We start from the raw sequence: 27,000 nt of genomic DNA, 5'->3' as shown, positions 1-27,000 counted from the left end.
AGTGGATCGCACCGCCCAGCTCACTGCCCGTTCCACCCCGTACGAGACGGCATACGACCCACCGGCCACGGCCACCACCCCGGCCACGACGACGTCCCTGCACACGAGGGCCGCCCGGGTGCTGGAGGCGAACTGGACCGGCGCGTCGACGGTGCCCTCCCGCGACCTGTATCCGCACCAGTGGTCCTGGGACTCGGCGTTCATCGCCATCGGACTGCGGCACGTCTCCCCGCGGCGGGCCCAGACGGAGCTGGAGACGCTGCTCGCGGCCCAGTGGGGCGACGGTCGCGTCCCGCACATCGTGTTCAACCCCTCCGTACCGCTCGACGCGTACTTCCCGAGCCCCGACTTCTGGCGCTCCTCCACCGCCGGGCGCACGGCGGGCGCCCCGCGCACGCTACAGACCTCCGGCATCGTGCAGCCACCGGTGCACGCGCTGGCGGCCTGGCTGGTGCACCGCGCCGACCCCGAACTGTCCCGGGCCCGCGGCTTCCTGGCCCGCGTCCACCCACGGCTGGCCGCCTGGCACCGGTACCTGCTGCACCGCCGGGACCTGGGCGGCGCCGGGCTGGTGTCCGTGGTCCACCCCTGGGAGCAGGGCATGGACAACAGCCCCTGCTGGGACGCCCCGCTGGCCCGGATCACCCCGGCCCCGGCCCGCTCCTTCCGCCGCGCCGACCTCGACCACGGCGCGGCCGAGGACCGGCCGACGGATCTGGACTACGGGCGGTACGTGCGGCTGGCCGCGGACTACCGGGACGCCGGGTACGCCGACGGGGGCGGGGAGTTCGCCGTGGAGGACCCGGCGTTCAACGCCCTCCTCATCGCCTCGGAGTACGCGCTCGCCCGGATCGCCGAGGAACTGGGCGCGACCGGCTCCGCCCGCCGGGCCCGCGCGCAGCGGCTGACGGCGACGCTGGTGGAGCGGCTGTGGGACGCGGAGGCGGGGATGTTCCTCTGCCGCGACCTGCGGGCCGGGGGCACCCCCTCCGGGCGCGGGGCCTCCGGTTCCGGGAGGAGCGACTCCGGGCGCGGGGCCTCCGGTTCCGGGGCCGGTGGCGAGGACGAGCCGCGGGTCCCCGGTTCCCGTCTCCTTCCCGAGCGCGCCGTCTCGGGTCTGGTGCCGTTGATCCTGCCCGGGCTCCCCCGCGACATCGCCGCCGCCCTCGTCCGCACCCTCCGCGGGCCGCACTTCTCGGTCGGCGACCGCACCCGGCTCGTGCCCAGTTACGACCTCCTCGGCGAGGCCTTCGACCCGCACCGCTACTGGCGCGGACCGGCGTGGTTCAACACGGGCTGGCTGCTGGAGCGCGGCCTGCGCACGCACGGCGAGACGGCGGCGGCCGAGGCCCTGCGCCGGGCGGTGCTGGACCTCGCCGACGCCACCGATTTCGCGGAGTACGTCGACCCGTACACCGGCGCGCCCTGCGGAGCCACCGGCTTCGGCTGGACGGCGGCCCTCGCGCTCGACCTGTACCACCGGCCGGCCGTGCGGCACGCGCGTCAACATCTGGACAAGAGCACACAAAGAGTCGTACCCCCCACGGACACCGGAACGTTCGACAGGAGTGACAGAGGAGGTCACCGGGGATGACGGACCGGCATCATCTGCTCGTGCACGGCGCCACCTTCGCCGCCGTGGGCGACCGCGGCGACATCAGCGGGGTGCGAGGCGGCAGCTCCCCGGACGGGTTGTTCGTCCGGGACGCCCGGCACCTCAGCCGCTGGCAGCTCACCCTCGACGGCGCGGTGCCCGAGGTGCTCACCCCGGTCACGGACGGGGACGAGACGCGCTGCGTGCTGGTCCCGCGCGGCGGCCGGCAGGAGCCCCCGGCGTACACCCTCTTCCGTGAACAGGCCGTCGGGGACAGCTCGTTCGTGGAGTCCTTGAAGGTCACCAGCAACCGCCCGGTGCCCACCGCCTTACGGCTCGCGCTCACCGTCGACGCCGACTTCACCGACCAGTTCGAACTCCGCTCCGACCACCGCACCTACGCCAAGCCCGGCGCCCTGCGCTCCCGCGAGGTCCTCGCCGACGGCATCGAGTTCACCTACCGGCGCGCCGAGTGGCGGTCCTGTACGACCATCACGGCCGACCCGGCCCCCGACGCCGTGGAGGAGACCGGCACCGGCGCCCGCCGCCTGGTGTGGAGCCTGGACCTCGCACCCCACGGCACCACCGAGCTGCTGCTGCGGGTGATCGCCCGCCCGCACGGCGAGAGGCGCGCCCTGCGCGTCCCCCGCGACCCCGCCGCCGTACAGGAACACCTCCTCGCGGAGGAAGCCCGCTTCATGGAGGGCGTGGCCTTCCCGACCGGCTGGCCGGAGCTGGCCGCCGCCTGCGCCCGGGGCCTCGCCGACCTGGCGGCGCTCCAGGTCCCGGCCACCGGACCGGACGGCGAGGACCTGCGCGTACCGGCGGCCGGCGCCCCCTGGTTCCTCACCCTGTTCGGCCGCGACGCGCTCCTCACCTCGCTGTTCCTCCTGCCGTACCACCCCCGGCCGGCCGCCGCCACGCTCCTCGCCCTGGCCGCGACCCAGGCCACCGGCTCCGGCCGGTCCCCGGTCGCCCAGCCCGGCAAGATCGTGCACGAGGTGCGGCACGGTGAGCTGGCCCACTTCGGCCAGGTGCCGTTCGGCCGCTACTACGGCTCGGTCGACGCCACCCCGCTGTTCCTGATCCTGCTCGGCGCGTACGTCGAGCGGACGGGGGACACGGAGCCGGCCCGGCGCCTGGAGCCGCACGCGCGGGCCGCCGTCGGCTGGATGCTCGACCACGGCGGCCTGACCTCGCGCGGCTATCTCGTCTACCGCGCCGACGAGGGCGGCCTCGCCAACCAGAACTGGAAGGACTCCCCCGGCGCGATCTGCTGCGCCGACGGCACCCGGCCCACCGGCGCGGTGATGGCGGCGGGCGCCCAGGGCTACGCGTACGACGCGCTGCGCCGCACGGCCGGGGTGGCGCGGACGGTGTGGGGCGACGAGACGTACGCCGCGCTGCTGGAACAGGCGGCGGCCGACCTCCGCGACCGTTTCCAGCGGGACTTCTGGATGCGGGAGCAGTGCTTCCCGGCGCTGGCGCTGGACGGGCAGGGCCGGCAGATCGACGCGCTGGCGTCCGACGCCGGGCACCTGCTGTGGTCGGGGCTGCTGGACAAGGAGTACGGCGAGGTGGTGGGCCGGCGGCTGCTGGAGCCGGACTTCTTCTCGGGCTGGGGCGTCCGCACGGTGGCCTCCGGCCAGGCCGCGTACCACCCGCTGTCCTGTCACCGGGGGTCCGTCTGGCCCCATGACAACGCGCTGATCGCCCTGGGCCTGGCGCGCTACGGGCTGCATGACGAGGCCCGTACGGTCGCCCACGCGCTGATCGACGCGGCGACGGTGGGCGGGCACCGGTTGCCGGAGGTGCTGGCGGGGTACGAGCGGGTTCCGCACGGTGCGCCGGTGCCGTATCCGCACGCGTGCGGGCGGGGGGCCCGGTCAGCCGCCGCGCCGCTCGCTCTGCTGACGGCGGTGGGGGGCGCCTAGGGAGTTCCCCGCGCTCCCCGGGGGGCGCTGTCGCACTGCCGGCTGTGTTGACCAGGTGTTTGCCCGGCCCTCGTGAACGGTGCTTCCGCGTGGGCCGTACGGGAGGGCATGAGCGCGCTCCCGTCTGCCTCTGCCGAGGACGTGGCCGAAGAGGTCACCGAACCCGCCGCACGCACGTCCCGCCGTCCCTGGGCCGCATGGACGGCGTGGCGCAGGCACTGGCGGGAGGGCCATCCCGGGCTGGCGCGGGCCCTGTCCGTGACCGTCACCGTGCTCGCCGCGGCGCTGGTCGTCGCCGCGCTGGTGATGCCGAACACGGTCGTCCGGCTGGGGCCCGCGAAGTTCCTCCGCCTGCCGGCCGAGGCCGTCGTCGGGGCGGCCGTGCTGCTGGCGCTGCCGCGGCGGCCCCGGGTGGTGCTGGCGGCGGTGTCCGGGGTGCTGCTCGGGGCCGTGACCGTGCTCAACGCGCTGGACATGGGGTTCAACCAGTACCTCGGCCGCAGCTTCAACGTCGTCCTGGACTGGGGGCTGTTCGGGGACGCGGAGTCGTACCTGGAGGACTCCCTCGGGCGGACGGCCACCCTCGCCGCCGTGGCCGGGCTGATCGTGGTCGTCCTGCTGCTCTTCGTGCTGCTGGCCCTGGCCGTGGTCCGGCTGAGCGGCCTCCTCGCCCGGCACCCCGGCACCGCGACCCGCGGCACCCTGGTCGCCGGGGTCGTCTGGATCACCTGTTCCTCGCTCGGGCTCCAGGTGGCGGGCGTGCCGATCGCCTCGGACCGCACCGCGACCGCGCTGAAGGTCCAGGCCCGCCGGGTCTCGGACACGCTGAAGGACGAGGCGGCGTTCCGGAAGGTGGCCCGGGTCGACGCGTTCGGGAACACGCCGGGCAGCGAGCTCGTCCCCGACCTGCGCGGCAAGGACGTGATCTTCACCTTCATCGAGAGCTACGGCCGCAGTGCGATCGAGGACCCGGTCATGGCGCCCGGCGTGGACCGGACGCTCGACGTCCGCACCAAGGCCCTGGCCGAGGCCGGCTTCCACGCCAAGAGCGGCTGGCTGACCTCGGCGACGTACGGCGGGAGCAGCTGGCTCGGCCACTCCACCACCATGTCGGGCCTGTGGATCAGCAATCAGCAGCGCTACCGCACGGTGATGGCCAGCGACCACCTCAGCCTGACGGAGGCGTTCAGGAAGACCGGCGCGTTCGACACGGTGGGGGTCATGCCGGGCGTGCAGAAGGGCTGGCCGGAGCAGAAGTGGTACGGCCTGGACAAGGTCTACAACGCCTTCCAGCTCGGCTACCGGGGGCCGAAGTTCAGCTGGTCCACCATGCCCGACCAGTACGCGCTCCAGCAGTACCAGGAACGGGTGCACAGCAAGCGGCCGGCCGGCGGCAGGGCGCGGATGTCCCTGCTCATCCTGACGTCCAGCCATCAGCCCTGGGCGCCCATCCCGAAGAGGGTGGACTGGGACCGGCTCGGTGACGGCTCGGTCTTCAAGGGCATCCAGGCGGCGGGGAACAAGCCGGCCGACGTCATCGCCGACACCACCAGGTCCCGCGAGGAGTACGGCAAGTCGATCCAGTACTCGGTGACCGCGCTGACCGAGTGGCTGGAGCGGTACGGCACCGAGGACACGGTGCTGGTCTTCCTCGGCGACCACCAGCCGATCGCCCGGGTCAGCGGCAACCACGCCAGCCGGGACGTGCCGGTGTCGATCGTCGCCAAGGACCCCGGGATGCTGGACAAGATCGCCGACTGGAACTGGACGGACGGGCTCCGCCCCGCCCACGACGCCCCGGTGTGGAAGATGAGCTCCTTCCGCGACCGCTTCCTGACGGCCTACGGCTCGACTCCCCACCCGAAGAGGAACTGACGGCCCCGCGGGCTGACCGGGGCCCCGGGACGGTCAGCCGCCCGACGTGTCGAGCTCCGCTTCCTCGGTGATCCCGGAGCAGTCGTACGGATCCTTCAGCCACCCGTCCGGCAGCACCACCCGGTTGTTGCCGGACGTACGCCCCCGCGGCCCCTCCGCGCCGACCGGCCACGCCTGGTCCAGGTCCAGCTCGTCCAGCCCCGCCCGCAGCTCCTGGAGGGACGACGTGATCGCGAGCCGCTTGCGCATCTCGGACCCGACCGCGAACCCCTTCAGGTACCAGGCGACGTGCTTGCGGAAGTCGACGACGCCCTTGGACTCGTCGCCGAGCCACTCCCCGAGCAGGGTCGCGTGCCGCACCATGACGTCGGCGACCTCCCGCAGCGTGGGCCGCAGGAAGTCGTCCCGCCCCTCGAAGGCGGCGACCAGGTCCGCGAACAGCCAGGGCCGCCCCAGGCACCCGCGCCCCACGACCACCCCGTCGCACCCGGTCTCGCGCACCATCCGCAGCGCGTCCTCGGCGGACCAGATGTCTCCGTTGCCGAGCACGGGGATCTCCGGCACGTGCTCCTTCAGCCGCGCGATGGCGTCCCAGTCGGCGGTGCCGCCGTAGTGCTGCGCGGCGGTGCGGCCGTGCAGGGCGATGGCCGTCACGCCCTCCTCGACGGCGATGCGGCCGGCGTCGAGGTAGGTGATGTGGTCGTCGTCGATGCCCTTGCGCATCTTCATGGTCACCGGCAGGTCACCGGCCCCGCTGACCGCCTCGCGCAGGATGGCCCGCAGCAGGTTCCGCTTGTAGGGCAGGGCCGAGCCGCCGCCCTTGCGCGTGACCTTCGGTACGGGGCAGCCGAAGTTCAGGTCGATGTGGTCGGCCAGGTCCTCCTCCGCGATCATGCGGACGGCCTTGCCGACGGTCGCGGGGTCGACGCCGTAGAGCTGGATCGAGCGCGGCTGCTCGCTCGGGTCGAACCTGATCAGCTGCATGGTCTTCTCGTTGCGCTCGACCAGCGCCCGGGTGGTGATCATCTCGCTGACGAACAGCCCCTTGCCGCCGCTGAACTCCCTGCACAGGGTGCGGAAGGGCGCGTTCGTGATTCCCGCCATGGGTGCGAGCACGACGGGCGGTGTCACGGCGTGCGGGCCGATGGAGAGCGGGTGGGTCATCGTCAGGACTCCGGGACGGATCTACGGCACAGGACGGACACGGGAACACTGGGCAAGGACCCATTGTCCCTCACCCGCCGCGCGGCTCGTGCGCGGGCGCCGCCGGCCGACACCCGGAGACCATGTATGACTCATTAGTTAGACGCACTATTGAGTTCGGCGTACGATGGGGCGCATGCCAGAGCTGAGCCCTCGCCGACGCCTGCTCGTGCTCCTGATCTGCTGCATGAGCCTGCTGATCGTGAGCCTCGACAACACCGCGCTGAACGTGGCCCTGCCCTCGATGCAGCGCGACCTGCACGCCACCACCTCCGGCCTGCAATGGACGATCGACGCCTACACACTGGTCCTGGCCTCGCTGCTGATGCTGGCGGGCTCCACGGCCGACCGGATCGGCCGCAAACGCGTCTTCATGGCGGGCCTGGTGGTGTTCACCGCCGGCTCCGCGCTGTGCTCCGTAGCCCCGAACCTGGAACTGCTGATCGTGTTCCGCATGGTCCAGGCGGTGGGCGGCTCGATGCTCAACCCGGTCGCCATGTCGATCATCACCAACACCTTCACCGACGCCCGGGAACGCGCCCGCGCGATCGGGGTGTGGGGCGCGGTGGTCGGCATCTCCATGGCGGCGGGTCCGCTGGTCGGTGGGCTGCTGGTGCAGTCGGTGAGCTGGCGCTCCATCTTCTGGGTCAACCTCCCGGTCGGCCTCGCGGCCCTGCTGCTCACCCTCCGCTTCGTCCCGGAGTCGCGGGCGCCCAAGGCCCGCCGTCCCGACCCGGTGGGCCAGCTGCTGGTGATCGCCCTGTTCGGCTCGCTGACGTACGCGATCATCGAGGCACCGGAGTCGGGCGCCGGCCCCGTGGCGCCGTTCGCCGTGGTCGCCGTGGCCGCGCTGCTGGCCCTGCTGTGGTACGAGCCCCGCCGCGACGAACCCCTCATCGACCTGCGCTTCTTCCGCTCGGCCCCGTTCAGCGGCGCCACGGTGATCGCGATCAGCGCGTTCGCGGCCCTCGGCGGCTTCCTGTTCCTGTCCACCCTGTACCTCCAGAACGTGCGCGGTCTGGACGCCCTGCACGCGGGCCTGTGGATGCTCCCGATGGCCCTGCCGACGTTCCTGTGCGCCCCGCTGTCCGGCCGCCTGGTGGGCAGCCGCGGCCCACGGCTGCCGCTCCTGGTGGCGGGCACGGCGATGACCGCGAGCGGTGTCCTGTTCGCCGCGTTCGAGGCGGAGACCTCCGACACCACCCTCCTCCTCGGCTACGTCCTCTTCGGCATCGGCTTCGGCTTCGTGAACGCGCCGATCACCAACACGGCCGTCTCCGGCATGCCGCGCACCCAGGCCGGTGTCGCCGCCGCCGTCGCCTCCACCAGCCGGCAGCTGGGCCAGACGCTCGGCGTCGCGGTCGTCGGCGCCGTCCTGGCCTCCGGCATCGGCTCGTCCCCGTACCGGCAGGTGTTCGTCTCGGCGGCCCGCCCCGGCTGGTGGATCCTCACCGCCTGCGGCCTGGCCGTCCTGGCCCTGGGCCTGCTGACCAGCGGCCACTGGGCCCGCCGCACCGCCGAACGCACGGCCGAGAGCCTGCGGTCACCGGAGGTGCGCCAGGTCATGGAAACCGCGGAACGGGCCTAGCACGAAGGTCCGGCGGGCCAGGGCTGCGGCCCCGTGGCGGGTCAGCGTCCGCAGGCGATCTCGTGCAGCTTCTCCAGCCGCTCCCGGGTCTCCTCGTTCCTCGGCGTGTACGTCACCATCCGGGCGCCCACGTCGGGGGCGAGCCACAGGTCGGTGTGCTCCAGGCTGAGGAGGCCCACGTGGGGGTTGAGGAACTCCTTGCTCTTGGAGCGGGCGTCGACCACCTCGTAGCGCCGCCAGTTCTCGCGGAAGGCGGGTGACTCCTCCAGCCGCTTCAGGAGCATCTTCCAGGCGGGTTCGCCGAGGTGGCCGGCCAGGGCGGCGCGCAGCCGGGCGGCCATCAGGCGCTGGGTCTTCTCCAGGTGGACGACCGCCGCCTGCCACTCCGCGTTGGTGTGGACGAGGAGCATGCAGTTGCGGTCCTCGGGCGGGACCGCGTCCAGGTCGCCCAGGAGCAGGCCGTAGGTGCGGTTGTAGGCGAGGATGTCGTACCGGCTGTTCTGGATGCAGGCCGGGATCGGCTCCAGCTTGGCCAGCATCTCGCGCAGGGCGGGGGTGACGCTCGGGCAGTTCGCCGCCGGGGTGGGGTCCGTCGCGCCGGCCAGCTGGAAGAGGTGGGCGCGTTCGCTGGCGTCCAGGCGCAGGGCGCGCGCGAGGGCGTCGAGGACCTGGACGGAGACCTGGATGTCCCGGGCCTGTTCGAGCCAGGTGTACCAGGTGACGCCGACCGCGGAGAGGTGGGCGACCTCCTCGCGGCGCAGCCCGGGGGTGCGGCGCCGGGCCCCGCGCGGCAGGCCCACCTCCTCCGGAGTGATGCGCTCCCGTCTGCTGCGCAGGAACGCGGCCAGCTCGTGCCGACGGATCTCCGCTCCCCGGGCGGGCCGCACCCGGGTTTCCTGGACCGAGGTCGTCATGGGTCCAGGGTGCCGGGTCGCCCAGCCTGTTTCCAGGTGCTTCCAGTACCAGGACAAGGACCGCCGACCACCAGCATGCCCCGGAGTCCGGCCCGGAGTCCGGCGCCGCCTCCGGGTGGTTCCGGGTAGTTCCGCTACCAGGATGAGGAGACTCTGGTACCAGCCTGGACGGGGTCCCAGGCTCGGGAGCATGAGTGAAACCGTCACCGCCCCCGCCGTCCGGCCGACGGCGGCGCCGCCCGCGCTCACCGGGCCCGGGCTGTTCACCGTCCTGCTGGCCGCGGCGCTGCCGCTGGTCGACTTCTTCATCGTCAACGTCGCCCTGCCGACCATCGGCACCGATCTCGCCGCGGGCGAGGCCGTGCTGGAGCTGGTCGTCGCCGGGTACGGGGTCGCGTACGCCGTGCTGCTCGTGCTCGGCGGGCGGCTCGGGGACCTGTTCGGCCGGCGCCGGCTCTTCCTCGCCGGGATGGCCGCCTTCGGGCTCACCTCGCTGGCCTGCGGGCTCGCGCCCGGCGCCTGGAGCCTGGTCGCGGCCCGGGTCGCGCAGGGCGCCTCGGCCGCCGCGATGCTGCCGCAGGTGCTCGCCACCATCCAGTCCGCCACGAGCGGCGCGCGCCGGGCCAAGGCCATGAGCCTGTACGGCGCCACGGCTGGTCTGTCCATGGTCGCCGGGCAGATTCTCGGCGGGGTGCTGGTCGCCGCCGACATCGCCGGGACCGGGTGGCGGGCCATCTTCCTCGTCAATGTGCCGGTGGTCGTGCTGGGGCTCGTGCTCGCCGCCCGGTGCATGCCGGAGACCCGGTCGCAGCACCCCGAGCCCGTGGACGGGCCGGGCACCGTGCTGCTCGCGGTGTCCCTGCTGACGCTGCTCGCGCCGCTCACCGAGGGCCGGGCGGCCGGCTGGCCGCTGTGGACCTGGCTGTCGCTGATCGCGTTCCCCTTCGCGGCGGGCGCGTTCTGGGTGGTGGAGCGGCGGGCGGACCGGTCGGGGCGGACCCCGCTGGTGCCGCCGAGCCTGTTCCGGGTGCCGTCCATGCGGCGCGGTCTGGAGCTGATGGTGCCGTTCTCCATCGGCTTCAGCGGGTTCATGTTCATGATCGCGCTGGCGTTGCAGCAGGGTGCCGGGCTCGGACCGGTGCCGGCCGGGCTGGCGCTGGCGCCGATGGCCGTGGCGTTCCTGCTCGTCTCGCTCGCCGGGCCCCGGCTGATCGCCCGCTTCGGCACCCGGGTGGTCACGGCCGGGTCCGTGCTCCAGGGGGTGGGCGTGCTGCTGATCGTGGTGGCCGCGTGGCGGGACTGGCCCCGGCTGGACGTCGTCTCCCTGCTGCCGGGCGCGGCGGTGGCCGGTGCCGGGCAGGCGCTCCAACTGCCCAACATCATGCGGCTGGTGATGTCCGAGGTGCCGCCCGCGCGGGCCGGGGTCGGCAGCGGGGTGATGGTCACCACGCAGCAGTCGGCGCTGGCGCTCGGGGTGGCCACGCTGGGCACGCTGTTCCTGACCCTAGTCCCGCATCTGGGCATGCGGGACGCGCTGGTCAGCACGTTGCTGGTGCAGTTGGGCGGGATCGTGCTGACGGGGCTGCTGAGCCTGCGGCTGCCGCGGACGGTGGGCTGAGCGGGGGCCGCGCGCGGTCGGCCGGGCAGCGCGCGTACGCCGGGCCGCCCGGTCCGCACCCGCGGCCGGGGTTTGGTCCAGACCTATTGACTAGAGGTCTGGACCACGAGCACTGTCATGTTTGCGACATGGCCCACGCTCACCGACCCCCACCGGGAGGCCCCGTGCTCCGCCGTACCCTGCGCGCCCTCACCGCCGCGCTCACCGCGGCCGTCCTCGCCCCGCTCGCGATCGCCACCGCGCCCGCCGCCTCCGCCGCCGACACCTGCGCGCTCAAGCCGAGGCCGGCGGGCAAGGTGCTCCAGGGGTACTGGGAGAACTGGGACGGCGCCGCGAACGGCGTCCACCCGCCCTTCGGCTGGACCCCGATCACCGACTCCCGCATCCCCGCCCACGGCTACAACGTGATCAACGCGGCCTTCCCGGTGATCCGCTCCGACGGCACGGCGCTGTGGGAGGACGGCATGGACGCCGGCGTGAAGGTGGCCACGCCCGCCGAGATGTGCACGGCCAAGGCGTCCGGCCAGACGATCCTGCTGTCCATCGGCGGCGCGGCGGCCGGGATCGACCTCAGCTCCTCCGCCGTGGCCGACCGCTTCGTGGCGACGATCGTGCCCATCCTGAAGAAGTACAACTTCGACGGCATCGACATCGACATCGAGACGGGCCTGGTCGGCAGCGGGAACATCGGCCAGCTCTCCACGTCCCAGGCCAACCTGATCCGCATCATCGACGGGATCCTCGCGCAGATGCCGTCCGGCTTCGGCCTGACGATGGCCCCGGAGACGGCGTACGTCACCGGCGGCAGCGTCACCTACGGCTCCATCTGGGGCGCGTACCTGCCGATCGTCAAGAAGTACGCGGACAACGGCCGCCTGTGGTGGCTGAACATGCAGTACTACAACGGCAGCATGTACGGCTGCTCCGGCGACTCCTACGCGGCCGGCACCGTGCAGGGCTTCACCGCCCAGACCGACTGCCTGAACAAGGGCCTGGTGGTGCAGGGCACGACCATCAAGGTGCCGTACGACAAGCAGGTGCCCGGCCTGCCCGCCCAGTCCGGCGCGGGCGGCGGCTACATGTCCCCGTCCCTGGTCTCCCAGGCCTGGAAGCACTACGGAACGTCGCTCAAGGGCCTGATGACGTGGTCGGTCAACTGGGACGGCGCGAAGAACTGGACCTTCGGCGACAACGTCAAGGCGCTCCAGGGCCGCTGAGCGAGGGCGGACACACGGATGCCGGACGAGCCCGCACTGGCGGCTCGCCCGGCATCCGGCGGTGGTGACTAGGCGCCGACGAGACGCTGGGCCAGGTAGCCCTCGATCTGGTCGAGCGAGACGCGCTCCTGCTTCATGGAGTCACGCTCGCGGACGGTGACCGCGTTGTCCTCCAGCGTGTCGAAGTCGACGGTCACGCAGTACGGCGTACCGATCTCGTCCTGGCGGCGGTAGCGGCGGCCGATGGCACCGGCGTCGTCGAACTCGATGTTCCAGTTCTGCCGCAGCGCCTGGGCGAGGCCCTTGGCCTTCGGGGAGAGCTCGGGGTTGCGCGACAGGGGCAGCACGGCGACCTTCACCGGGGCCAGGCGGTGGTCCAGGCGCAGCACCGTGCGCTTCTCCATCTTGCCCTTGGCGTTCGGCGCCTCGTCCTCGACGTAGGCGTCGAGCAGGAAGGCCAGCATGGTGCGGCCGACACCCGCCGCCGGCTCGATGACGTACGGCGTCCAGCGCTCGCCGGCCTCCTGGTCGAAGTAGGAGAGGTCCTGGCCGGAGGCCTTGGAGTGCGCGGAGAGGTCGTAGTCGGTGCGGTTGGCGACACCCTCCAGCTCGCCCCACTCCGAGCCGCCGAACTGGAAGCGGTACTCGATGTCGGCGGTGCGCTTGGAGTAGTGGGAGAGCTTCTCCTTCGGGTGCTCGTACCAGCGCATGTTCTCCTCACGCAGGCCCAGGCCGGTGTACCAGTTCCAGCGCTGCTCCATCCAGTACTCCTGCCACTGCTCGTCCTCGCCCGGCTTGACGAAGAACTCCATCTCCATCTGCTCGAACTCGCGGGTGCGGAAGATGAAGTTGCCCGGCGTGATCTCGTTGCGGAACGACTTGCCCATCTGGGCGATGCCGAACGGCGGCTTGCGGCGCGAGGTGGTCTGGACCTGGGCGAAGTTGGTGAAGATGCCCTGGGCGGTCTCGGGGCGCAGGTAGGCGACGGAGCCGGAGTCCTGGGTCGGGCCGAGGTGCGTGGAGAGCAGACCCGAGAACTGCTTGGGCTCGGTGAACTGGCCCTTGTTGCCGCAGTTCGGGCAGTTGATGTCCGCGAGGCCGTTCGCCGGGGCGTGGCCCTTCTTCTCCTCGTACGCCTCCTCCAGGTGGTCGGCGCGGAACCGCTTGTGGCACGCGGTGCACTCGGTCAGCGGGTCCGTGAAGGTGGCGACGTGGCCGGAGGCCACCCAGACCTCGGGGGCCAGGATGACGGACGAGTCGATACCGACGACGTCCTCGCGCGACGTCACCATGTAGCGCCACCACTGGCGCTTGATGTTCTCCTTCAGCTCGACACCGAGCGGTCCGTAGTCCCAGGCGGCACGCTGTCCGCCGTAGATCTCACTACAGGGGAAAACGAAGCCACGGCGCTTGCTCAGGCTGACGATGGTGTCGATCTTGTCGGCGGCCACGGTGCTCTCTTCATTACGACGACGGGCGTTGAAGCGAGATGCTTCCAGCGAATGATTCAGGTTACCGGCGCATGCTCCCCCACGACCAAATCGGCCCCTGCCCGGACCGCCTGACGAGCGTTGTTGACAACGGTTTCCATCTTTGTTGAAAATGACTGTCATGAACGCACGACGACGCACCCGGTCCCGCGCGCAGCGCCTCATACCCGCCGCCGCGGTCGCCGCGGCCACCGCCCTCGGGATCGGCACGCTGTCCGCCTGCTCCGGCGACAAGGCGGTCGCGGCCAACACGAGCAAGTTCGACGTCGTCGCGTCGTTCTACCCGATGGCCTTCCTCGCCGACCGGATCGGCGGGGACCACGTCCACGTCACCACCCTCACCTCGCCCGGCCAGGAGCCGCACGACCTGGAGATCAGCCCCCAGCAGATCGCCTCGCTGGAGGAGTCCGACGCGGTCCTGTACCTGAAGAACCTCCAGCCGTCCGTCGACGACGCGGTGGCCCAGTCCCCGGTCAAGACGAAGATCGACGCGGCCTCCCTGACCACGCTGGAGGACCACGGCGACGAGGTCGGCGGCCACGCGGCCGGACACGACAGCCACGAGGGCGGGGAATCCACCGGCAAGGACCCGCACGTCTGGCTCGACCCGGTGCGCTACGCCCAGGTCGCCGAGGGCGTCGGCAAGGCCTTCGAGAAGGCCGACCCGAAGCACGCGGCCGACTACAAGAAGAACACCGCGGCCCTGGTGAAGCAGCTGGACGAGCTGAACACCGAGTTCGCGGACGGCCTCGCGCACACCAGGAGCAAGGTCTTCATCACCACGCACGCCGCCTTCGGCTACCTCGCCGAGCGCTACGGCCTCACCGAGGAGGCCGTCAGCGGCCTCGACCCCGAGTCCGAGCCGAGCGCCGCCCGCGTCCGGGACCTGGAGAGGATGGCCAAGGCCGACGGCGTCTCCACGGTCTTCTACGAGACGCTCGTCAGCGACAAGACCGCCCGGACCCTCGCCCGCGACACGGGCCTGAAGACCGACGTCCTCGACCCGATCGAGGGCATCACCGGCAAGTCCCGCGGCAAGGACTACTTCGCGGTCCAGCGGGCCAACCTCAAGGCGCTCCAGCAGGCACTGGGCGCCAAGTGACAGGAGACGAGATGACCAGCGAGCCTGTCATAGCCCTGCGCGGCGTGACCGCCGAACTCGGCGCCCGCCCCGTGCTGCGCGGCATCGACCTCACCGTCGGCCGCGGCGAGGTCGTCGCGCTGCTCGGCGCGAACGGTTCCGGCAAGTCCACGGCGATCCGCACGATCATCGGCCAGGTGCCGGTGAGCAGCGGCACGATCGAGCTGTTCGGCACCCCGCGCCGGTCCTTCGGGGACTGGGCGCGCGTGGGTTACGTACCGCAGCGGACGACGGCCGCGGGCGGGGTCCCGGCGACGGTCACCGAGATCGTCTCCTCGGGCCGGCTCTCCCGCACCCGCTTCGGCGTCTTCCGCAAGAGCGACCGGGAGGCCGTGCGCCGGGCCCTGGAGCTGGTCGGCATGGCGGACCGCGCCAAGGACTCCGCGGGCGCCCTCTCCGGCGGCCAGCACCAGCGGGTGCTGATCGCCCGCGCGCTGGTCGCCGAGCCGGAACTGCTGATCATGGACGAGCCGATGGCGGGCGTCGACCTGGCCAGCCAGGAGATCCTGGCGCGCACCCTGAAGCAGCAGGTGGAGGCCGGTACGACCGTCCTGCTCGTGCTGCACGAGCTGGGCCCGCTGGAGCCCCTGATCGACCGGGCGGTCGTCCTGCGCGACGGCTGCGTGCTGCACGACGGCCCGCCGCCGCGCGCGGTCGGCCAGCACGCGCTGCCCGGCCACGACCACGTACACCCGCACGCACCGGCGGGCGCCGAACCGATCCGCACGGGACTGCTGAGCTGATGGACTTCCTGAACTACGCCTTCATGCAGCGGGCGCTGCTGGCCGCCGTGCTGGTCGGCATCACCGCGCCCGCGATCGGCATCTACCTGGTCCAGCGCCGCCAGGCCCTGATGGGCGACGGCATCGGACACGTGGCCATGACGGGCGTCGGCCTCGGCTTCCTGCTGTCCACGTCCCCCGTGTGGATGGCGACGGCCGTCTCCGTCCTCGGCGCGGTCCTGATGGAACTGATCCGCTGGTACGGCAGGACCCGCGGCGACATCGCCCTGGCCATGCTGTTCTACGGCGGCATGGCCGGCGGTGTGATGCTGATCAACCTCGCGCCGGGCGGCTCCACCGCCAACCTGACGTCGTATCTGTTCGGCTCCCTGTCGACGGTGTCCGAGTCCGACGTGACCGCGATCTGCGTGCTCGCCGCGTTCGTCCTGCTGGTCACGCTGGGCCTGCGCCGCCAGCTGTTCGCGGTCAGCCAGGACGAGGAGTTCGCGCGGGTCACGGGCCTGCCGGTGCGCGCGCTGAACCTGCTGACGGCGGTCACCGCGGCCGTCACCGTGACGGTCGCCATGCGGGTCGTCGGCCTGCTGCTGGTCTCCGCGCTGATGGTCGTCCCCGTGGCGGCGGCGCAGCAGCTCAGCCGCAGCTTCACCGTCACCTTCGTGATCGCGGTGGCGATCGGGGTGGCGGTGGCCGTCAGCGGCACGGTCACGTCGTACTACCAGGACGTCCCGCCCGGCGCCACGATCGTCCTGCTGACCATCGCCGCGTTCCTGGTGCTGACCGCGCTGGCCGGCCCGCTGGCCCGGCGACGCGCCCGCGCGGCCGCCGCGGCCCAGCCCGCCGGGGACCCCGCGGAGTGCGCGATTCCGGCCACGCGGGGCGCCGGTGACGAGGTCGGCGTCTGACCGCCGACACCCCGGGCTGGCACAATGGCCCGGGCAGCAGCAGACGTGAGGAGGCAACGGTGACGACCGCTGGACCGCCCGTGAAGGGCCGCGCGACCCGCCAGCGTGCAGCCGTGGCGGCGGCCCTGAACGAGGTCGACGAGTTCCGCAGCGCGCAGGAACTGCACGACATGCTCAAGCACAAGGGCGACTCCGTCGGCCTGACCACGGTCTACCGCACCCTCCAGTCCCTCGCCGAGGCCGGCGAGGTGGACGTCCTGCGCACGTCCGACGGCGAGTCCGTCTACCGCCGCTGCTCCAGCGGCGAACACCACCACCACCTGGTCTGCCGCGCCTGCGGCAAGGCGGTGGAGGTGGAGGGCCCGGCGGTGGAGAAGTGGGCCGAGGCGATCGCCGCCGAGCACGGTTACGTCAACGTGGCCCACACGGTGGAGATCTTCGGCACGTGTGCCGACTGCGCCGGCTGCGCGCAGGGCTGACCGCCGGGGCGCCCGCTCCGGCTCACCCCCGCCCGAAGCAGCGCTCCAGCTTTGTCCGCGTAGGTGTACGGCTCCCCCGGCGTCGCCGGCTTGGTGCTGCCCGGCAGACCCATCAGCGCGGCCAGCGGGACGACCTCCTCGGCGTGGGTGAAGCGCAGCTCGGCCGGCAGCCGCCGCATGCGTACGGCCGTGTCCGCCGGCTCCCGCTTGCCGCGCCCGCTGAGGTCGCCGAACTCCTCGCCCCTGCCGGTGAGTTGCCCCTCCGCCTCGGCCTGGTCCCGCAGCGCGAGGACCAGATCCCCGTCCTCGGCGTCCGTGGCCGCGCGGGAGCCGTGCCGGGAGACGTTCTCGGTGAAGACCGGCGAGGACAGGGATCGGACGTCTCATGAGTCCCGTGTCCTCGGCGGCCCGCGTGAACCCCCGGCGGCTACGAGGTGGAATCGCCCCTCATGGCGGCTTCCATGGCGAGCAGCTCCTCGTTCGGGACGGCGCCGCCGAAGCGGCGGTCGCGGGAGGCGAACTCGACGCAGGCCCGCCACAGGTCACGGCGGTCGAAGTCGGGCCACAGCACGTCCTGGAAGACCATCTCGGCGTACGCGCTCTGCCAGAGCAGGTAGTTGGACGTGCGCTGCTCGCCGCTGGGCCGCAGGAACAGGTCGACGTCCGGCATGTCCGGGTAGTACATGTACTTCTGGAGGGTCTTCTCGTTGACCTTCGACGGGTCGAGCCGGCCCGCCTTCACGTCCTCGGCGAGCCGCTGCGCCGCGTCGGCGATCTCCGCACGGCCGCCGTAGTTCATGCAGAAGTACAGGGTGAGCAGGTCGTTGCCCTTGGTCTGCTCCTGGGCGACCTGGAGCTCCTTGGCCACCGACTTCCACAGCTTGGGCATCCGGCCCACCCAGCGCACCCGGACGCCCAGCTCGTCGAGCTGGTCGCGGGTCTTGCGGATGAAGTCGCGGTTGAAGTTCATCAGGAAGCGGACCTCCTCGGGCGACCGCTTCCAGTTCTCGGTGGAGAAGGCGTACAGGGAGATGTTGCGCACGCCGATCTCGATGGAGCCCTGGAGCACGTCCAGCACCCGCTCGGCGCCGACCTTGTGCCCCTCGGTGCGCGGCAGCCCCCGCTCCTTGGCCCACCGCCCGTTGCCGTCCATGACGATCGCCACGTGGTCCGGGACCAGCTCACCCGGGAGCTTGGGCGCGCGGGCACCGGACGGGTGCGGCTCCGGCGCCTTGTACTCGCGCCGCTGGCGCCCCAGGATCCCGCGTACGACCATGTCCTTCTCGTCTCCTCGACCGTGCCGTGCTTACTTCTCTACGTACCGCAGGGAGCGCAGCCCGCGCTCCAGGTGCCAGTGCAGGTAGGCGGACACCAGCCCGCTGCCCTCGCGGACGTACCGCGCCTCGCACGCGTCCGCCGTCTCCCAGTCTCCCGTAAGCAGCGCCCCCAGCAGTACCAGGGTCTGCGGGGACGGTACGACACTGCCGGGCACCCGGCAGTCCACGCAGACGGAGCCGCCGGAGGCCACGGAGAAGAACCGGTTCGGACCGGGCATCCCGCACTTCGCGCAGTCGCCGAAGCTGGGCGCGTAGCCGTTGACGGCGAGGGAGCGCAGCAGGAAGGCGTCGAGGACGAGGTGCGGCGCGTGCTCGCCGCGGGCGAGCGTCCGCAGGGCCCCGACCAGCAGCAAGTACTGCTGGACGGCCGGCTCGCCCTCGTGGTCCGTGAACCGCTCGGCCGTCTCCAGCATGGCGGTCCCGGCGGTGTAGCGCGCGTAGTCGGTGACGATCCCGCCGCCGTAGGGGGCGATGGTCTCGCTCTGCGTGCACAGCGGCAGCCCGCGCCCGACCAGCTCGCTCCCCCGCGCGAAGAACTGCACGTCGACGTGGGAGAAGGGTTCGAGCCGGGCGCCGAACTTGGACTTCGTACGCCGCACGCCCCGGGCGACGGCCCGCACCCGGCCGTGGCCGCGCGTGAGCAGCGTGATGATCCGGTCCGCCTCACCCAGCTTCTGGGTGCGCAGCACGATGCCGTCGTCGCGGAACAGACTCATGGCTCCATTCTCGCCCATGCCGGGGGCGGTGCCGTCGCGCGTATTGGTGGCACCACTACTTTGCGTACGCACTTGTTACCGGTTGTCGGGGGGCCAAGGATGGACGCATGCCCTCGTCGACAGATTCCGTCAGCCGCGTCAGCAGCGTCAGCGGCGTCCGCCAGGTCAGCCCGGCCGGTCAGGCCGGCCAGGTCAGCCACGAGGAATTCCGCGCCACGCTGGGCCGGTTCACCACCGGTGTCGTGGCGGTGACCGCGGTTCGCGCGGGCGATGCCGCGCCGGTCGGTCTCGCGGTGAATTCCTTCACCTCGGTCTCCCTCGATCCCGCGCTCGTCCTCTTCTGCATCGCCCGGACGAGCACCAGCTGGCCGCGGGTCCGGGCCGCGGAGCGCTTCTGCGTCAACATCCTCGGCGCGGACCAGCGCGAGCTGAGCAGCCGCCTGGCCACGAGCGGCGCCGACAAGTTCCGGGGCGTCCGGTGGAGCGCCACACCGGCCGGGACGCCCGTGCTGGACGGCGCCATCGGATGGCTGGAGTGCTCGGTGGAGGCCGAGTACCCGGCCGGGGACCACGACGTCGTCATCGCCCGTGTCCACCGGCTCAGCAGCCGTGAGGACGGGGCGCCGCTGGTCTTCTACCGCGGGTCGTACGAGCGGCTGGCCGCCTGACGCGGCGCGGCCCGATCATCCCTCCGGACCAACAGTTAGTGGGTTGACCCTTCATGACACAGAGCACCGGTTCCCCCCGGCCCCTCGGAGTCGGCATCGTCGGTCTCAGCGCCGACGGCGGCTGGGGTGCCCGCGGGCACCTGCCCGCGCTCGCCGCGGTGGAAGGATTCGAGCTGCGCGGTCTGACGGCGTCCTCGCCCGAGGCCGCGCGGCGCTCGGCCGAGAAGTACGGGGTGCCGCTGGCCTTCACCGACGTCGCCGAGCTGGCCGCCCACGACGACATCGACCTCGTCGTGGTCGCGGTCAAGGTGCCCCGGCACCGCGAGCTGATCAAGCCCGCGCTGGAGGCGGGCACGATGGTGCTGAGCGAGTGGCCGCTGGCCGTCGGGACCGAGGAGGCGGAAGCGCTGGCCTCGCTCGCCGAGCGGCGCGGGGTGCGCACCGCGGTGGGCCTCCAGTCCCGTTCCGCACCGGCCGTGCGGTACCTGCGGGACCTGGTCGCCCAGGGGTACGTGGGCGAGGTGCTGTCCACCACCCTGGTGGGATCCGGCGGCGGCTGGGGACCGGTGGTGGCCTCCCGCGGCGCGTACACGGCCGACCGGGCCAACGGGGCCACGCTGATGACGATCCCGTTCGGGCACACCCTGGACGCGCTGACGATGTGCCTGTCGGGTTTCGCCGGGCTCACGGCCACCACGGCCACGCGCCGCGGCAAGGTGCGGGTCGCGGAGACCGGGGAGTCGCTGCCGCAGACCGCGGAGGACCAGATCGCCGTGTCCGGTGTGCTGGAGAGCGGCGCGGTCGCCTCCCTGCACTACCGGGGCGGCTCCAGCCGGTCCACCAACCTGCTGTGGGAGATCAACGGCACCGAGGGCGACCTGGTGGTCACCGGGGACACCGGGCACCTCCAGTTCGGCCAGTTCACCCTGCGGGGCGCCCGTGGCGACGAGGAGCTGTCCGTGCTGCCCGTCCCCGACGCCTACGAGCTCGTGCCCGGGGTGAGCGGTCCGGCGTCGCCGGTCGCGCACGCCTACGCCCAGTTGCGCGCCGACATCGAGGAGGGCACCCGGACCGTGCCCGACTTCCGGCACGCGGTCGAGCACCACAGGCTCCTGGACCGGATCGCGCGCGCCGCCGGGACGGGCGTCCGTCAGTAACGGCACCGCGCACAAGGAAGTCCCCCGGACCGCCCGGTCCGGGGGACTTGGCCGTGCGCCGGGGCGGTCAGGGTGCCGCGCGGTCGCCGGCGAGCAGCGTCCGGCAGGCTCCGACCAGGCGCGCGGAGACGTCCTCGGCGTGGTCGAAGAGGTAGAAGTGCCCGCCGGGCCAGAGGTGACAGCCCATCGGCCGCCGGGTGTGGGCCGACCAGCGGCGGAGCAGGTGCGGGGGCGCCAGCGGGTCGTCCGCCCCGCCGAACACCGACAGGGCCGTCCGCAGCGGCGGGCCGTCGACGTACTCGTAGCTGCCGACCACCTCCAGGTCCTGGCGCAGGGTCCGCGCCACGAGTTCGGCGAGGGCCGTGCGGTGGCCGGTGCCGGGGGGTGTGCCGCCCAGGCCGTGCAGGTACCGGAGCACGCGGTAGGCCGGCCAGCCGGCCGGGGCGGCGGCGCGGGCGCCGCCCCCGCCCACGGGCGGCGGGACGGCCGACACCCCGAGCCAGCAGGGTTCGAGGGCCTCGGCCTCCAGCCGCCGTACCAGCTCGAACGCCAGCAGGGCCCCCATGCTGTGGCCGAAGACGGCGTAGGGGCCGGTGAGTTCGGGGCGCAGCGCGTCGCACAGATGGTCCACGGCCTCGGCGGCGGTACGGCACCGGGAGCGGGCGCGGTCGAGCAGCCGGCCCGGCAGGTCCGCGCCGAGCACCCGCCACCGGCGCGGCAGATGGGGCAGGAGCGGCGCGAACCCCCGGGCGGAGCCGCCCGCGTGGTGCAGCAGCACCAGGGTGAAGGGCGGTTCGTGGCCGGACGGGGTGGTGACGTCGTAGACGGGCATCTCAGGCGACCAGCTCTCCGAGGAAGGTGTCCTGCTTGCCCAGGGGCACGGGTGTCTCCTTGTACAGGCAGTCCATGGGGAGCCAGTGCACCCGCAGCCGGGCGCCCGGGGGCTGGTCGCGGAGTGCGGCGGCGGCCGTGTGGCGGGGGCCGCAGGGCACGTCGTGGAGGGTCCACCGGGCGGGGTGCCGGCCGCTGTCGGCGCCGAGGTAGTCGGCGGACAGGTCCCGGGCGAGCCCGGTGCCGATGCCCTTGAGGTAGGCCTCCTTGCGCGTCCACAGCTGCCCGAAGGCGACGGCGCCGACGCCGTCGGGGCGGGCGAGCAGTTCGCCCTGCTCGTCGGGGTGCAGCGCGGGGGCGCACACCCGGACGGTGTCGCGGGAGGGGATCTTCTCGACGTCCACGCCGATGGGCACGGTGGACACACCGATGAGGGCCATGCCGGCGCTGTGGGACAGCGAGAAGTGCAGCGGGGACTCGGGGGCTTCGAGTACGGGCCTGCCGTGCGGTTCCCCGCAGCAGGGGCAGGGTGCCCGGCCGAAGCGCAGCTGTCGCGGCCCGGTGTCCAGGTAGGCGCCGAGCAGCCGGCGCAGCGCGATGTGCACCGACGAGTACAGGAGGCGGCCGGCCTCGCGGCGGCAGCTGCCGGCCCGCTGCCGTTCGGCCTCGTCGAGTTCGGTCAGGTCGAGTTCGCCGGTGCAGGTGCCGGGCCGGGGCTGGCGCAGCAGCCACAGGTCGGCGTCGCCCGCGGCGGGGAGGGACAGTTTCACGCTGACGGGGCTCCTGCCGTGGTCGCGCCGAGCAGGTCCACGAGACGCAGGGTCAGCGCGTGGGTGTTCTCGGCTCGCAGGATCGTGGGGAGGCCGGGCGCGACGCCGAGGGCCGCCCGGATCCGCCGTTGCAGCTCCAGGCCGGCCATGGAGCCGACGCCGAGGTCGGTCATGGTCTGGTGCCGGTCGACCGTGCCGGCCGGGCAGTGCAGGACGCGGCCGAGCTCCTGGCAGAGGTAGTCGCCGATCAGGCGCTCCTGCCGGGCGGGGCTCGCGGCCGCCAGTTCGGTGCGGGTGGGCGGGGTCACGTCGTCCGGGAGGGCGTCGTCGTCGGGTGCGCCGGACTCGTCCGGGTCGCCGGGGGCGGTCCGGAACCAGTCGAGCAGTGCCTGTTCCACTGTGCCGCAGCCTCCGTTTCGGGGTGGGGGTGAGCGGTGCGCCGCCGCGTCCGGAGGGACACGGCGGCGCATCCGGGGGGTCGGTGCCGCTGCGTGTCAGGCCGCGGTGGCGGCTGCCTGCGCGGGCAGTTCGTGGGCGAAGCCGCAGCGCAGCCGGACGCCGGCCAGGCCCGCCTTGATCTCGACGCTGCGCCAGATGCCGCCGCGCAGGGGCAGCAGCCGCTTGCCGGTGAGGGCGGCCTCGGCGACGGCCGGCGCGTCCGGTCCGCCGGGCGCCGGTGAGCCGTCCCGCGGTGCCTCCAGGACCGTCTGCATCATCCACAGGGTGTTGCTCTCGGCGCGGCTGATCGAGTCCAGCTCGTACATCAGGACCTGGACGAGCTGGAGGTTGACCACGAAGGCGTCGATGAGGGAGACGGACGGCTGGGTGTCGCCCTCGATGCCCTCCCGGCCGGCGTCCGGCTCCGGCGCGAAGTGCACGTCGGCCCGGGCGGCGAGGGCGTCCAGGTCGACGCGGACGTCACGGATGAAGTGCCGCCGGTTCTTGAAGCCCTCGCCCCAGAAGCGTTCCGTGCCGGGGCCGAGCGCCTTCTCCAGGCTCTCGTGGCGTGCCTCCTCCACGGTGCGGGTGGCGATGTCGTGCTCGATCTCGCACCGCACGCGCAGATTGCCCACGGTGCAGTCGTGCACGGACAGGTGCCGGGCGGACCCGGGGAGTTCCTCGGTCCGCACCAGGCGGGCCGCGAGCGGGATGTCCGTCAGCTCCTCCTGGGGCGCGCCGCCGGCCCGCAGGACGACCTTGCGCAGCCGCATCCGGGTGCGGGCCGCGCCGTCGAGTCCGTAGCCGTGGGCGAGGTGGAGTTCGGCGAGCTGGACGCCGAGAACGAGCGCGTCGACGGTGCTCAGGTGGGGCCGCAGGTCGGTGCCGTCCTTCTTGCGGGACCAGTCGGCGGGATAGGTGACGTCCACCGTGGCGCGCACGCCCGCGTCGGGGGCGTCGGCCGGGGTGACGACGACGTCCCTGACCCGGTATCCGGCGCGCTGGTAGCCACGGGAGAAGAAGCGGGTCTCGCTCGGGCCGAGGTAGTCGTCGATGGACGTGAGCGACAGCTGCCGGCCGGTTGCCACGGTCACACCTCCGCCGAGGCGGCGCGTATCGCCTCTTCGTAGACGTCGATCAGCTCGCCGACGGTGCGGACGTCGGTGATGGAGCGGTCCTCGCCGAACGGGTCGACGCCGAGTTCGGCCTCCAGCTGGAGCAGCAGCTGGGCGAGCAGCAGGGAGTTGAGGCCGGCCGTCAGCAGCGGGTCGTCCAGGGAGTAGCCGGTGCCGCCCTCCTCGTCGAGCAGGACGCTGTCGATCTCGCGCTGGACGGCTGCCCTGATGTCGGACGTCCGCGTGGTGTTCAGCATGTGATGCCTCCATCGATGACAAGGGTGTGTCCGGTGATGAACCGGGCCTCGGGCGAGGCGAGGAAGAGGACCGCCTCGGCGATCTCGTCCACGGTTCCCAGGCGGCCCAGCGGGGTGCGGTGCTGGATCTTCTCGCGGTTGCGCGAGGTGACGTCCGCGGTCATGTCGCTGTCGAAGAAGCCGGGTGTGACGGTGTTGACCCGGATGCCCAGGGGGCCGAGTTCGCGGGCCAGGGCGCGGCCGAGCCCTTCGAGGCCGGCCTTGGCCGCGGCGTACACGGCGACGCCCCGGTAGCCGCGGATGGCGTTGATGGACGAGACGTTGACGATGGTGCCGCCGCCCGTGCGCGTCATGACGCGGGCGCAGGTTTGGGCCAGGTGCATCGGCGCCAGGAGGTTCGCGCCGACGAGGTCGTTCATCCGGGCGGGCGCGCCGGTCAGGAAGAGCTCCTGGTGGAGCACGCCCGCGTTGTTGACCAGCAGGTCGATCCGGCCGAAGCGCCGGGCGCTGTCGCGGGCGAACTCCCGCAGCCCGGCGAAGTCCGTCAGGTCGGCGGCTGCCCAGTGGAAGGAGTCCGGGTGCTTGCCGGCCATCGCCTCGGTGAACTCGTTGGGTCTCCGGCTGAAGGTGGCCACGCGCCGGCCGTCGGCGAGGAGCCGTTCGACCAGGACCCGGCCCAGTCCCCGGCTGCCGCCGCTGACGACGGCGACGGGTGCGCCGGGGGCGCCGGGTCCGTCGGGCGCGGGCCCGGCGCGGTGGGCGGCCGGGTTCACGCCGCGCTCCGGATCTTCTTGAAGCGGTCGGAGTGCTGGTCGTCGTCGGTGACCTCGACCAGCAGCGGCACCTTGTAGGCCTCCAGCCGCCGGGCGCAGTACGTGCGCACCCGGCGGGCCACCTCCCGGGGGTCGGCCGGCTCGGTGAGCTTCACCCTGGCCTGCACCACCTGGCCGGTGATGTGGCTGTGCCGGCCGGAGACCGTGGCGTCGGCGATGATGTCCATCTCCAGCAGGACGTTCTCGACCTCGCTGGGGTAGACCTTCTCCCCCGCCACGTTGATGATCTCGGACTTGCGGCCGAGGATGCGGACGTAGTCGCCGTCGGTCTCCACCGCGTCCTGGGTGTTGAAGTACCCCTCCTCGTCGAAGGGCGCGGGCGCGTTGAGGTAGCCGAGCATGGCCATGTCAGAGCGGATCCACAGGATGCCGTCGCGGATCCGGTAGTCGAAGCCCTCTCCGCCGAGCTTGACCCAGAGGCTGTCGTTGTCGCGGGACCGGGTGGACAGGATGCCCAGCTCGGACAGGCCGTAGGTCTGCTTCAGACGGACGCCGGGCAGCGTGGCGTCGAGCCGCTGGAGCACGCCGAGCGGCATGGGCTCGGTGCCGTAGGTGATCAGTTGCAGGGTGCTGAGGTCGTGGCGCGTGTAGGCGCGCGAGATGAGCAGCATGTTGAGGAACGTGGGTGTGGTGGGCAGCACCTGGATCCGGTGGGCGGCGATCGCGGCGCACACGGTGTCGGGGGTGCGGTCGTCGATGGTGACGAGCGCTCCGCCCTGGCTGAGCGTGTGCAGCAGCGTGTTGATGCCGCCGATGTGGTCCAGGTTCAGGAAGCCGAGGGTCCGCTTGGGTTTGCGGGCCTCGCCGTACTTGCCCAGCACCTTGGCGAAGTCCAGGACCGTCGCCTTGCTGCGGCCGGTGGTGCCGGAGCTGAACAGCACCAGGCCGGGGGTGCGCGCCGCGCGCAGCCGGCCGTACAGGTCGTGGCCGGCCGTGCGGCCGGTGGCCTCGAACCGGTGCCGGCCGCCGAGGGCGTCGACGGTGACGACGGCTTCCACCTCGGCGATGTCCAGGAACTCGGACCGCTTGGCCGGGGGCAGCGGGGTCAGGGGTACGACGACGGCGCCGCGGTCGATCAGGGCGAGCAGCCCGGCACAAGCCTCGACGCTGCTGGCGCCCTCCAGGGCGACCACCTGTCCGGGCCGCACCTGCCGCGCGTCCAGGAAGGTCTTCCACCGGTCGGTCAGTTCCAGCAACTGGGCGTAGCTGTGGCTCCGGCCGTCGAAGACGATCGCGTCGGCGTCACCGAAGCTGTGCATCCGTTCGAAGAACCAGGCAGTCATGCGGTCTCCGGCATCTCGTAGCGGGTGGGTGAGGTGGGGGCGAAGGACGAGTGAGGGGAGTGGAAGGCCGGGCGGGTACGGGCGGCGGCACCGGGGCCGGTCCGCGGCAGCGGCAGCGCGGGCGGGGGGAGGGTGCCGGGCAGCAGGGGCCACCCGTGGGCGCGCGCCGAGGTGCGCAGCCGCTCGTCGCCTCTGACGACCACGGCGGAGCCGACGGCCTTGAACATCGGCAGGTCGGAGACATGGTCGCCGTACGCGACGCAGTCGTCCGGGACGGCACCGCCCCGGGCGAGGACGGTCCGGACGGCCTCGGCCTTGGCGGCGCCGATCATCGGCGGCCCCTTGAGGTCGCCGGTGTGCCGCCCGTGGACGATCTCCGGCTCGGTGCACCAGACTTCCTCGACGCCCAGGTCGGCGGCGATCGGCCGGAGCGGCGCCGGGAACGACCCGGACACCAGGACGACGTGGTCGCCCCGCTCCTGATGGCGGCGCAGCGCGGCCAGGGCCGGCTCGTGGTAGTAGCCGCCGGTGGACAGCTCGGCCGCGAACCACGCGTCCGCCACACCGGCGAGGACGGCGGCGTCCACCCCCTGAAGCCCCCTGAAGTAGGCCCGGTTGGTGGCCTCCCTCGGACAGCCGATCGCGGCCATGGCCTTCAGCTCGCGGCGCCGCTCCTCGTACACGCGCGGCGGGTGGCCCATGGCGGCGAGGTAGAAGGCGAGGAGGCGGAACATGCTGCCGGACGTGGTCAGGGTGCCGTCCACGTCGAAGAAGGCGACTCGCGTGCGGTTCATGGGTCGGTACGCTCCTGAGGTCTGGGGGCGAACGGGCCGGCCGCGCGCCGACATCTCCTCCACCCGAATTCGGGGCTCCGCTCACATTTCCTCTGCCGGGCCG

25 protein-coding genes are annotated in these 27,000 nt (G+C 72.6%); 12 read left to right on the top strand and 13 right to left on the bottom strand.

Going from position 1 to position 27,000, the window contains the following annotated elements; genetic code table 11:
- The first annotated feature begins 1 nt into the window (after position 1).
- From AQJ11_RS02555 to AQJ11_RS02545, 3 genes are all read left to right on the top strand, one after another.
- Positions 2-1,594 carry an MGH1-like glycoside hydrolase domain-containing protein gene (locus tag AQJ11_RS02555; RefSeq protein WP_059261655.1) on the top strand — a complete coding sequence of 531 codons (1,593 nt, stop codon included), beginning with the start codon at positions 2-4 and terminating at the stop codon, positions 1,592-1,594.
- On the top strand, positions 1,591-3,528 hold the full coding sequence (locus tag AQJ11_RS02550; protein WP_059261654.1) for an amylo-alpha-1,6-glucosidase: 1,938 nt from the start codon (positions 1,591-1,593) through the stop codon (positions 3,526-3,528). Before AQJ11_RS02555 ends, AQJ11_RS02550 begins: the two co-directional genes overlap by 4 nt.
- A gap of 258 nt (positions 3,529-3,786) precedes the next feature.
- Positions 3,787-5,403, top strand: coding sequence for an alkaline phosphatase family protein (locus AQJ11_RS02545; protein WP_059261904.1), 1,617 nt, complete (start codon positions 3,787-3,789; stop codon positions 5,401-5,403).
- Between the two features lie 33 nt (positions 5,404-5,436).
- On the opposite strand, the gene dusB is transcribed toward AQJ11_RS02545, so the two are convergent.
- The gene (gene dusB, locus AQJ11_RS02540) at positions 5,437-6,567 is read right to left on the bottom strand and encodes a tRNA dihydrouridine synthase DusB (RefSeq protein ID WP_058080452.1); all 1,131 of its coding nucleotides are present in this window, start codon (positions 6,565-6,567) and stop codon (positions 5,437-5,439) included.
- 175 nt (positions 6,568-6,742) lie between these two features.
- Between dusB and AQJ11_RS02535 the strand changes: the two genes are divergently transcribed.
- On the top strand, positions 6,743-8,194 hold the full coding sequence (locus tag AQJ11_RS02535) for an MFS transporter (protein WP_041665158.1): 1,452 nt from the start codon (positions 6,743-6,745) through the stop codon (positions 8,192-8,194).
- A gap of 41 nt (positions 8,195-8,235) precedes the next feature.
- Here the strand turns inward: AQJ11_RS02535 and AQJ11_RS02530 are convergent, their stop codons facing one another.
- Positions 8,236-9,108: a helix-turn-helix transcriptional regulator gene (locus tag AQJ11_RS02530; RefSeq protein ID WP_175252145.1), complete on the bottom strand. Its 873-nt coding sequence runs from the start codon at positions 9,106-9,108 to the stop codon at positions 8,236-8,238.
- A gap of 190 nt (positions 9,109-9,298) precedes the next feature.
- Here AQJ11_RS02530 and AQJ11_RS02525 point away from each other — a divergent pair, with 190 nt between their 5' ends.
- Both AQJ11_RS02525 and AQJ11_RS02520 read left to right on the top strand, forming a co-directional pair.
- Positions 9,299-10,726, top strand: coding sequence for an MFS transporter (locus AQJ11_RS02525; protein WP_014672581.1), 1,428 nt, complete (start codon positions 9,299-9,301; stop codon positions 10,724-10,726).
- A gap of 164 nt (positions 10,727-10,890) precedes the next feature.
- Entirely contained in the window at positions 10,891-11,943 is a 1,053-nt protein-coding gene (locus AQJ11_RS02520; RefSeq protein WP_059261653.1) for a chitinase, read from the top strand.
- Between the two features lie 68 nt (positions 11,944-12,011).
- On the opposite strand, the gene AQJ11_RS02515 is transcribed toward AQJ11_RS02520, so the two are convergent.
- The gene (locus tag AQJ11_RS02515; protein WP_014672583.1) at positions 12,012-13,394 is read right to left on the bottom strand and encodes a glycine--tRNA ligase; all 1,383 of its coding nucleotides are present in this window, start codon (positions 13,392-13,394) and stop codon (positions 12,012-12,014) included.
- A gap of 160 nt (positions 13,395-13,554) precedes the next feature.
- Between AQJ11_RS02515 and AQJ11_RS02510 the strand changes: the two genes are divergently transcribed.
- The 4 genes from AQJ11_RS02510 to AQJ11_RS02495 are packed head-to-tail and all read left to right on the top strand — an operon-like array spanning position 13,555 to position 16,698.
- Positions 13,555-14,535, top strand: coding sequence for a metal ABC transporter substrate-binding protein (locus AQJ11_RS02510; RefSeq protein ID WP_059261652.1), 981 nt, complete (start codon positions 13,555-13,557; stop codon positions 14,533-14,535).
- A gap of 11 nt (positions 14,536-14,546) precedes the next feature.
- Positions 14,547-15,317: a metal ABC transporter ATP-binding protein gene (locus tag AQJ11_RS02505; RefSeq protein ID WP_014672585.1), complete on the top strand. Its 771-nt coding sequence runs from the start codon at positions 14,547-14,549 to the stop codon at positions 15,315-15,317.
- Positions 15,317-16,219 carry a metal ABC transporter permease gene (locus AQJ11_RS02500; protein ID WP_058080457.1) on the top strand — a complete coding sequence of 301 codons (903 nt, stop codon included), beginning with the start codon at positions 15,317-15,319 and terminating at the stop codon, positions 16,217-16,219. The genes AQJ11_RS02505 and AQJ11_RS02500 overlap by 1 nt, the downstream gene beginning before the upstream one ends.
- A gap of 59 nt (positions 16,220-16,278) precedes the next feature.
- Complete coding sequence (locus tag AQJ11_RS02495; protein ID WP_014672587.1) at positions 16,279-16,698, top strand: Fur family transcriptional regulator; 420 nt, start codon at positions 16,279-16,281, stop codon at positions 16,696-16,698.
- Positions 16,699-17,125: 427 nt separating this feature from the next.
- Here the strand turns inward: AQJ11_RS02495 and AQJ11_RS02490 are convergent, their stop codons facing one another.
- Together AQJ11_RS02490 and recO are read right to left on the bottom strand one after the other, a co-directional pair.
- Positions 17,126-17,974: an isoprenyl transferase gene (locus tag AQJ11_RS02490; protein WP_014672588.1), complete on the bottom strand. Its 849-nt coding sequence runs from the start codon at positions 17,972-17,974 to the stop codon at positions 17,126-17,128.
- Between the two features lie 30 nt (positions 17,975-18,004).
- Complete coding sequence (gene recO / locus AQJ11_RS02485) at positions 18,005-18,751, bottom strand: DNA repair protein RecO (protein WP_014672589.1); 747 nt, start codon at positions 18,749-18,751, stop codon at positions 18,005-18,007.
- Positions 18,752-18,858: 107 nt separating this feature from the next.
- Between recO and AQJ11_RS02480 the strand changes: the two genes are divergently transcribed.
- Positions 18,859-19,419 carry a flavin reductase family protein gene (locus tag AQJ11_RS02480; protein ID WP_014672590.1) on the top strand — a complete coding sequence of 187 codons (561 nt, stop codon included), beginning with the start codon at positions 18,859-18,861 and terminating at the stop codon, positions 19,417-19,419.
- Between the two features lie 53 nt (positions 19,420-19,472).
- Positions 19,473-20,576: a Gfo/Idh/MocA family protein gene (locus AQJ11_RS02475; RefSeq protein WP_059261651.1), complete on the top strand. Its 1,104-nt coding sequence runs from the start codon at positions 19,473-19,475 to the stop codon at positions 20,574-20,576.
- Positions 20,577-20,643: 67 nt separating this feature from the next.
- On the opposite strand, the gene AQJ11_RS02470 is transcribed toward AQJ11_RS02475, so the two are convergent.
- The 8 genes from AQJ11_RS02470 to AQJ11_RS02435 all read right to left on the bottom strand — a co-directional run bounded on the left by AQJ11_RS02470 (position 20,644) and on the right by AQJ11_RS02435 (position 26,897).
- The gene (locus AQJ11_RS02470; RefSeq protein WP_059261650.1) at positions 20,644-21,408 is read right to left on the bottom strand and encodes a thioesterase II family protein; all 765 of its coding nucleotides are present in this window, start codon (positions 21,406-21,408) and stop codon (positions 20,644-20,646) included.
- A 1-nt stretch (position 21,409) separates the two neighbouring features.
- The gene (locus tag AQJ11_RS02465; protein WP_059261649.1) at positions 21,410-22,177 is read right to left on the bottom strand and encodes a 4'-phosphopantetheinyl transferase family protein; all 768 of its coding nucleotides are present in this window, start codon (positions 22,175-22,177) and stop codon (positions 21,410-21,412) included.
- Positions 22,174-22,575 carry an acyl carrier protein gene (locus tag AQJ11_RS02460; protein WP_014672594.1) on the bottom strand — a complete coding sequence of 134 codons (402 nt, stop codon included), beginning with the start codon at positions 22,573-22,575 and terminating at the stop codon, positions 22,174-22,176. Before AQJ11_RS02460 ends, AQJ11_RS02465 begins: the two co-directional genes overlap by 4 nt.
- A gap of 96 nt (positions 22,576-22,671) precedes the next feature.
- Positions 22,672-23,703 carry an AvrD family protein gene (locus AQJ11_RS02455; RefSeq protein WP_059261648.1) on the bottom strand — a complete coding sequence of 344 codons (1,032 nt, stop codon included), beginning with the start codon at positions 23,701-23,703 and terminating at the stop codon, positions 22,672-22,674.
- Between the two features lie 2 nt (positions 23,704-23,705).
- A complete protein-coding gene (locus AQJ11_RS02450) occupies positions 23,706-23,987 on the bottom strand; it encodes a phosphopantetheine-binding protein (RefSeq protein ID WP_014672596.1) in 282 nt (93 codons plus the stop codon).
- A complete protein-coding gene (locus tag AQJ11_RS02445; protein WP_059261647.1) occupies positions 23,981-24,760 on the bottom strand; it encodes an SDR family NAD(P)-dependent oxidoreductase in 780 nt (259 codons plus the stop codon). Before AQJ11_RS02445 ends, AQJ11_RS02450 begins: the two co-directional genes overlap by 7 nt.
- Positions 24,757-26,103, bottom strand: coding sequence for a class I adenylate-forming enzyme family protein (locus AQJ11_RS02440; RefSeq protein WP_059261646.1), 1,347 nt, complete (start codon positions 26,101-26,103; stop codon positions 24,757-24,759). The genes AQJ11_RS02445 and AQJ11_RS02440 overlap by 4 nt, the downstream gene beginning before the upstream one ends.
- Positions 26,100-26,897: an HAD family hydrolase gene (locus AQJ11_RS02435; protein WP_059261645.1), complete on the bottom strand. Its 798-nt coding sequence runs from the start codon at positions 26,895-26,897 to the stop codon at positions 26,100-26,102. The genes AQJ11_RS02440 and AQJ11_RS02435 overlap by 4 nt, the downstream gene beginning before the upstream one ends.
- Between the last annotated feature and the right edge of the window lie 103 nt (positions 26,898-27,000).

Source organism: Streptomyces corchorusii, from assembly GCF_001514055.1.
GTDB lineage: Bacteria > Actinomycetota > Actinomycetes > Streptomycetales > Streptomycetaceae > Streptomyces > Streptomyces olivaceoviridis.
Note: the sequence above shows the minus strand (reverse complement) of the source record. Positions and strands in the feature narration are given on the sequence as shown.

What these genes read in the sequence shown, in the direction of transcription:
- AQJ11_RS02480 (WP_014672590.1), top strand. Translation starts at nt 18,859, where the DNA reads ATGCCCTCGTCGACAGATTCCGTCAGCCGCGTCAGCAGCGTCAGCGGC.
- AQJ11_RS02525 (WP_014672581.1), top strand. Translation starts at nt 9,299, where the DNA reads ATGAGTGAAACCGTCACCGCCCCCGCCGTCCGGCCGACGGCGGCGCCG.
- AQJ11_RS02475 (WP_059261651.1), top strand. Translation starts at nt 19,473, where the DNA reads ATGACACAGAGCACCGGTTCCCCCCGGCCCCTCGGAGTCGGCATCGTC.
- AQJ11_RS02535 (WP_041665158.1), top strand. Translation starts at nt 6,743, where the DNA reads ATGCCAGAGCTGAGCCCTCGCCGACGCCTGCTCGTGCTCCTGATCTGC.
- AQJ11_RS02450 (WP_014672596.1), bottom strand. Translation starts at nt 23,987, where the DNA reads ATGCTGAACACCACGCGGACGTCCGACATCAGGGCAGCCGTCCAGCGC.
- AQJ11_RS02530 (WP_175252145.1), bottom strand. Translation starts at nt 9,108, where the DNA reads ATGACGACCTCGGTCCAGGAAACCCGGGTGCGGCCCGCCCGGGGAGCG.
- AQJ11_RS02550 (WP_059261654.1), top strand. Translation starts at nt 1,591, where the DNA reads ATGACGGACCGGCATCATCTGCTCGTGCACGGCGCCACCTTCGCCGCC.
- AQJ11_RS02435 (WP_059261645.1), bottom strand. Translation starts at nt 26,897, where the DNA reads ATGAACCGCACGCGAGTCGCCTTCTTCGACGTGGACGGCACCCTGACC.
- AQJ11_RS02510 (WP_059261652.1), top strand. Translation starts at nt 13,555, where the DNA reads ATGAACGCACGACGACGCACCCGGTCCCGCGCGCAGCGCCTCATACCC.
- AQJ11_RS02500 (WP_058080457.1), top strand. Translation starts at nt 15,317, where the DNA reads ATGGACTTCCTGAACTACGCCTTCATGCAGCGGGCGCTGCTGGCCGCC.
- dusB (WP_058080452.1), bottom strand. Translation starts at nt 6,567, where the DNA reads ATGACCCACCCGCTCTCCATCGGCCCGCACGCCGTGACACCGCCCGTC.
- AQJ11_RS02470 (WP_059261650.1), bottom strand. Translation starts at nt 21,408, where the DNA reads ATGCCCGTCTACGACGTCACCACCCCGTCCGGCCACGAACCGCCCTTC.
- AQJ11_RS02490 (WP_014672588.1), bottom strand. Translation starts at nt 17,974, where the DNA reads ATGGTCGTACGCGGGATCCTGGGGCGCCAGCGGCGCGAGTACAAGGCG.
- recO (WP_014672589.1), bottom strand. Translation starts at nt 18,751, where the DNA reads ATGAGTCTGTTCCGCGACGACGGCATCGTGCTGCGCACCCAGAAGCTG.
- AQJ11_RS02440 (WP_059261646.1), bottom strand. Translation starts at nt 26,103, where the DNA reads ATGACTGCCTGGTTCTTCGAACGGATGCACAGCTTCGGTGACGCCGAC.
- AQJ11_RS02505 (WP_014672585.1), top strand. Translation starts at nt 14,547, where the DNA reads ATGACCAGCGAGCCTGTCATAGCCCTGCGCGGCGTGACCGCCGAACTC.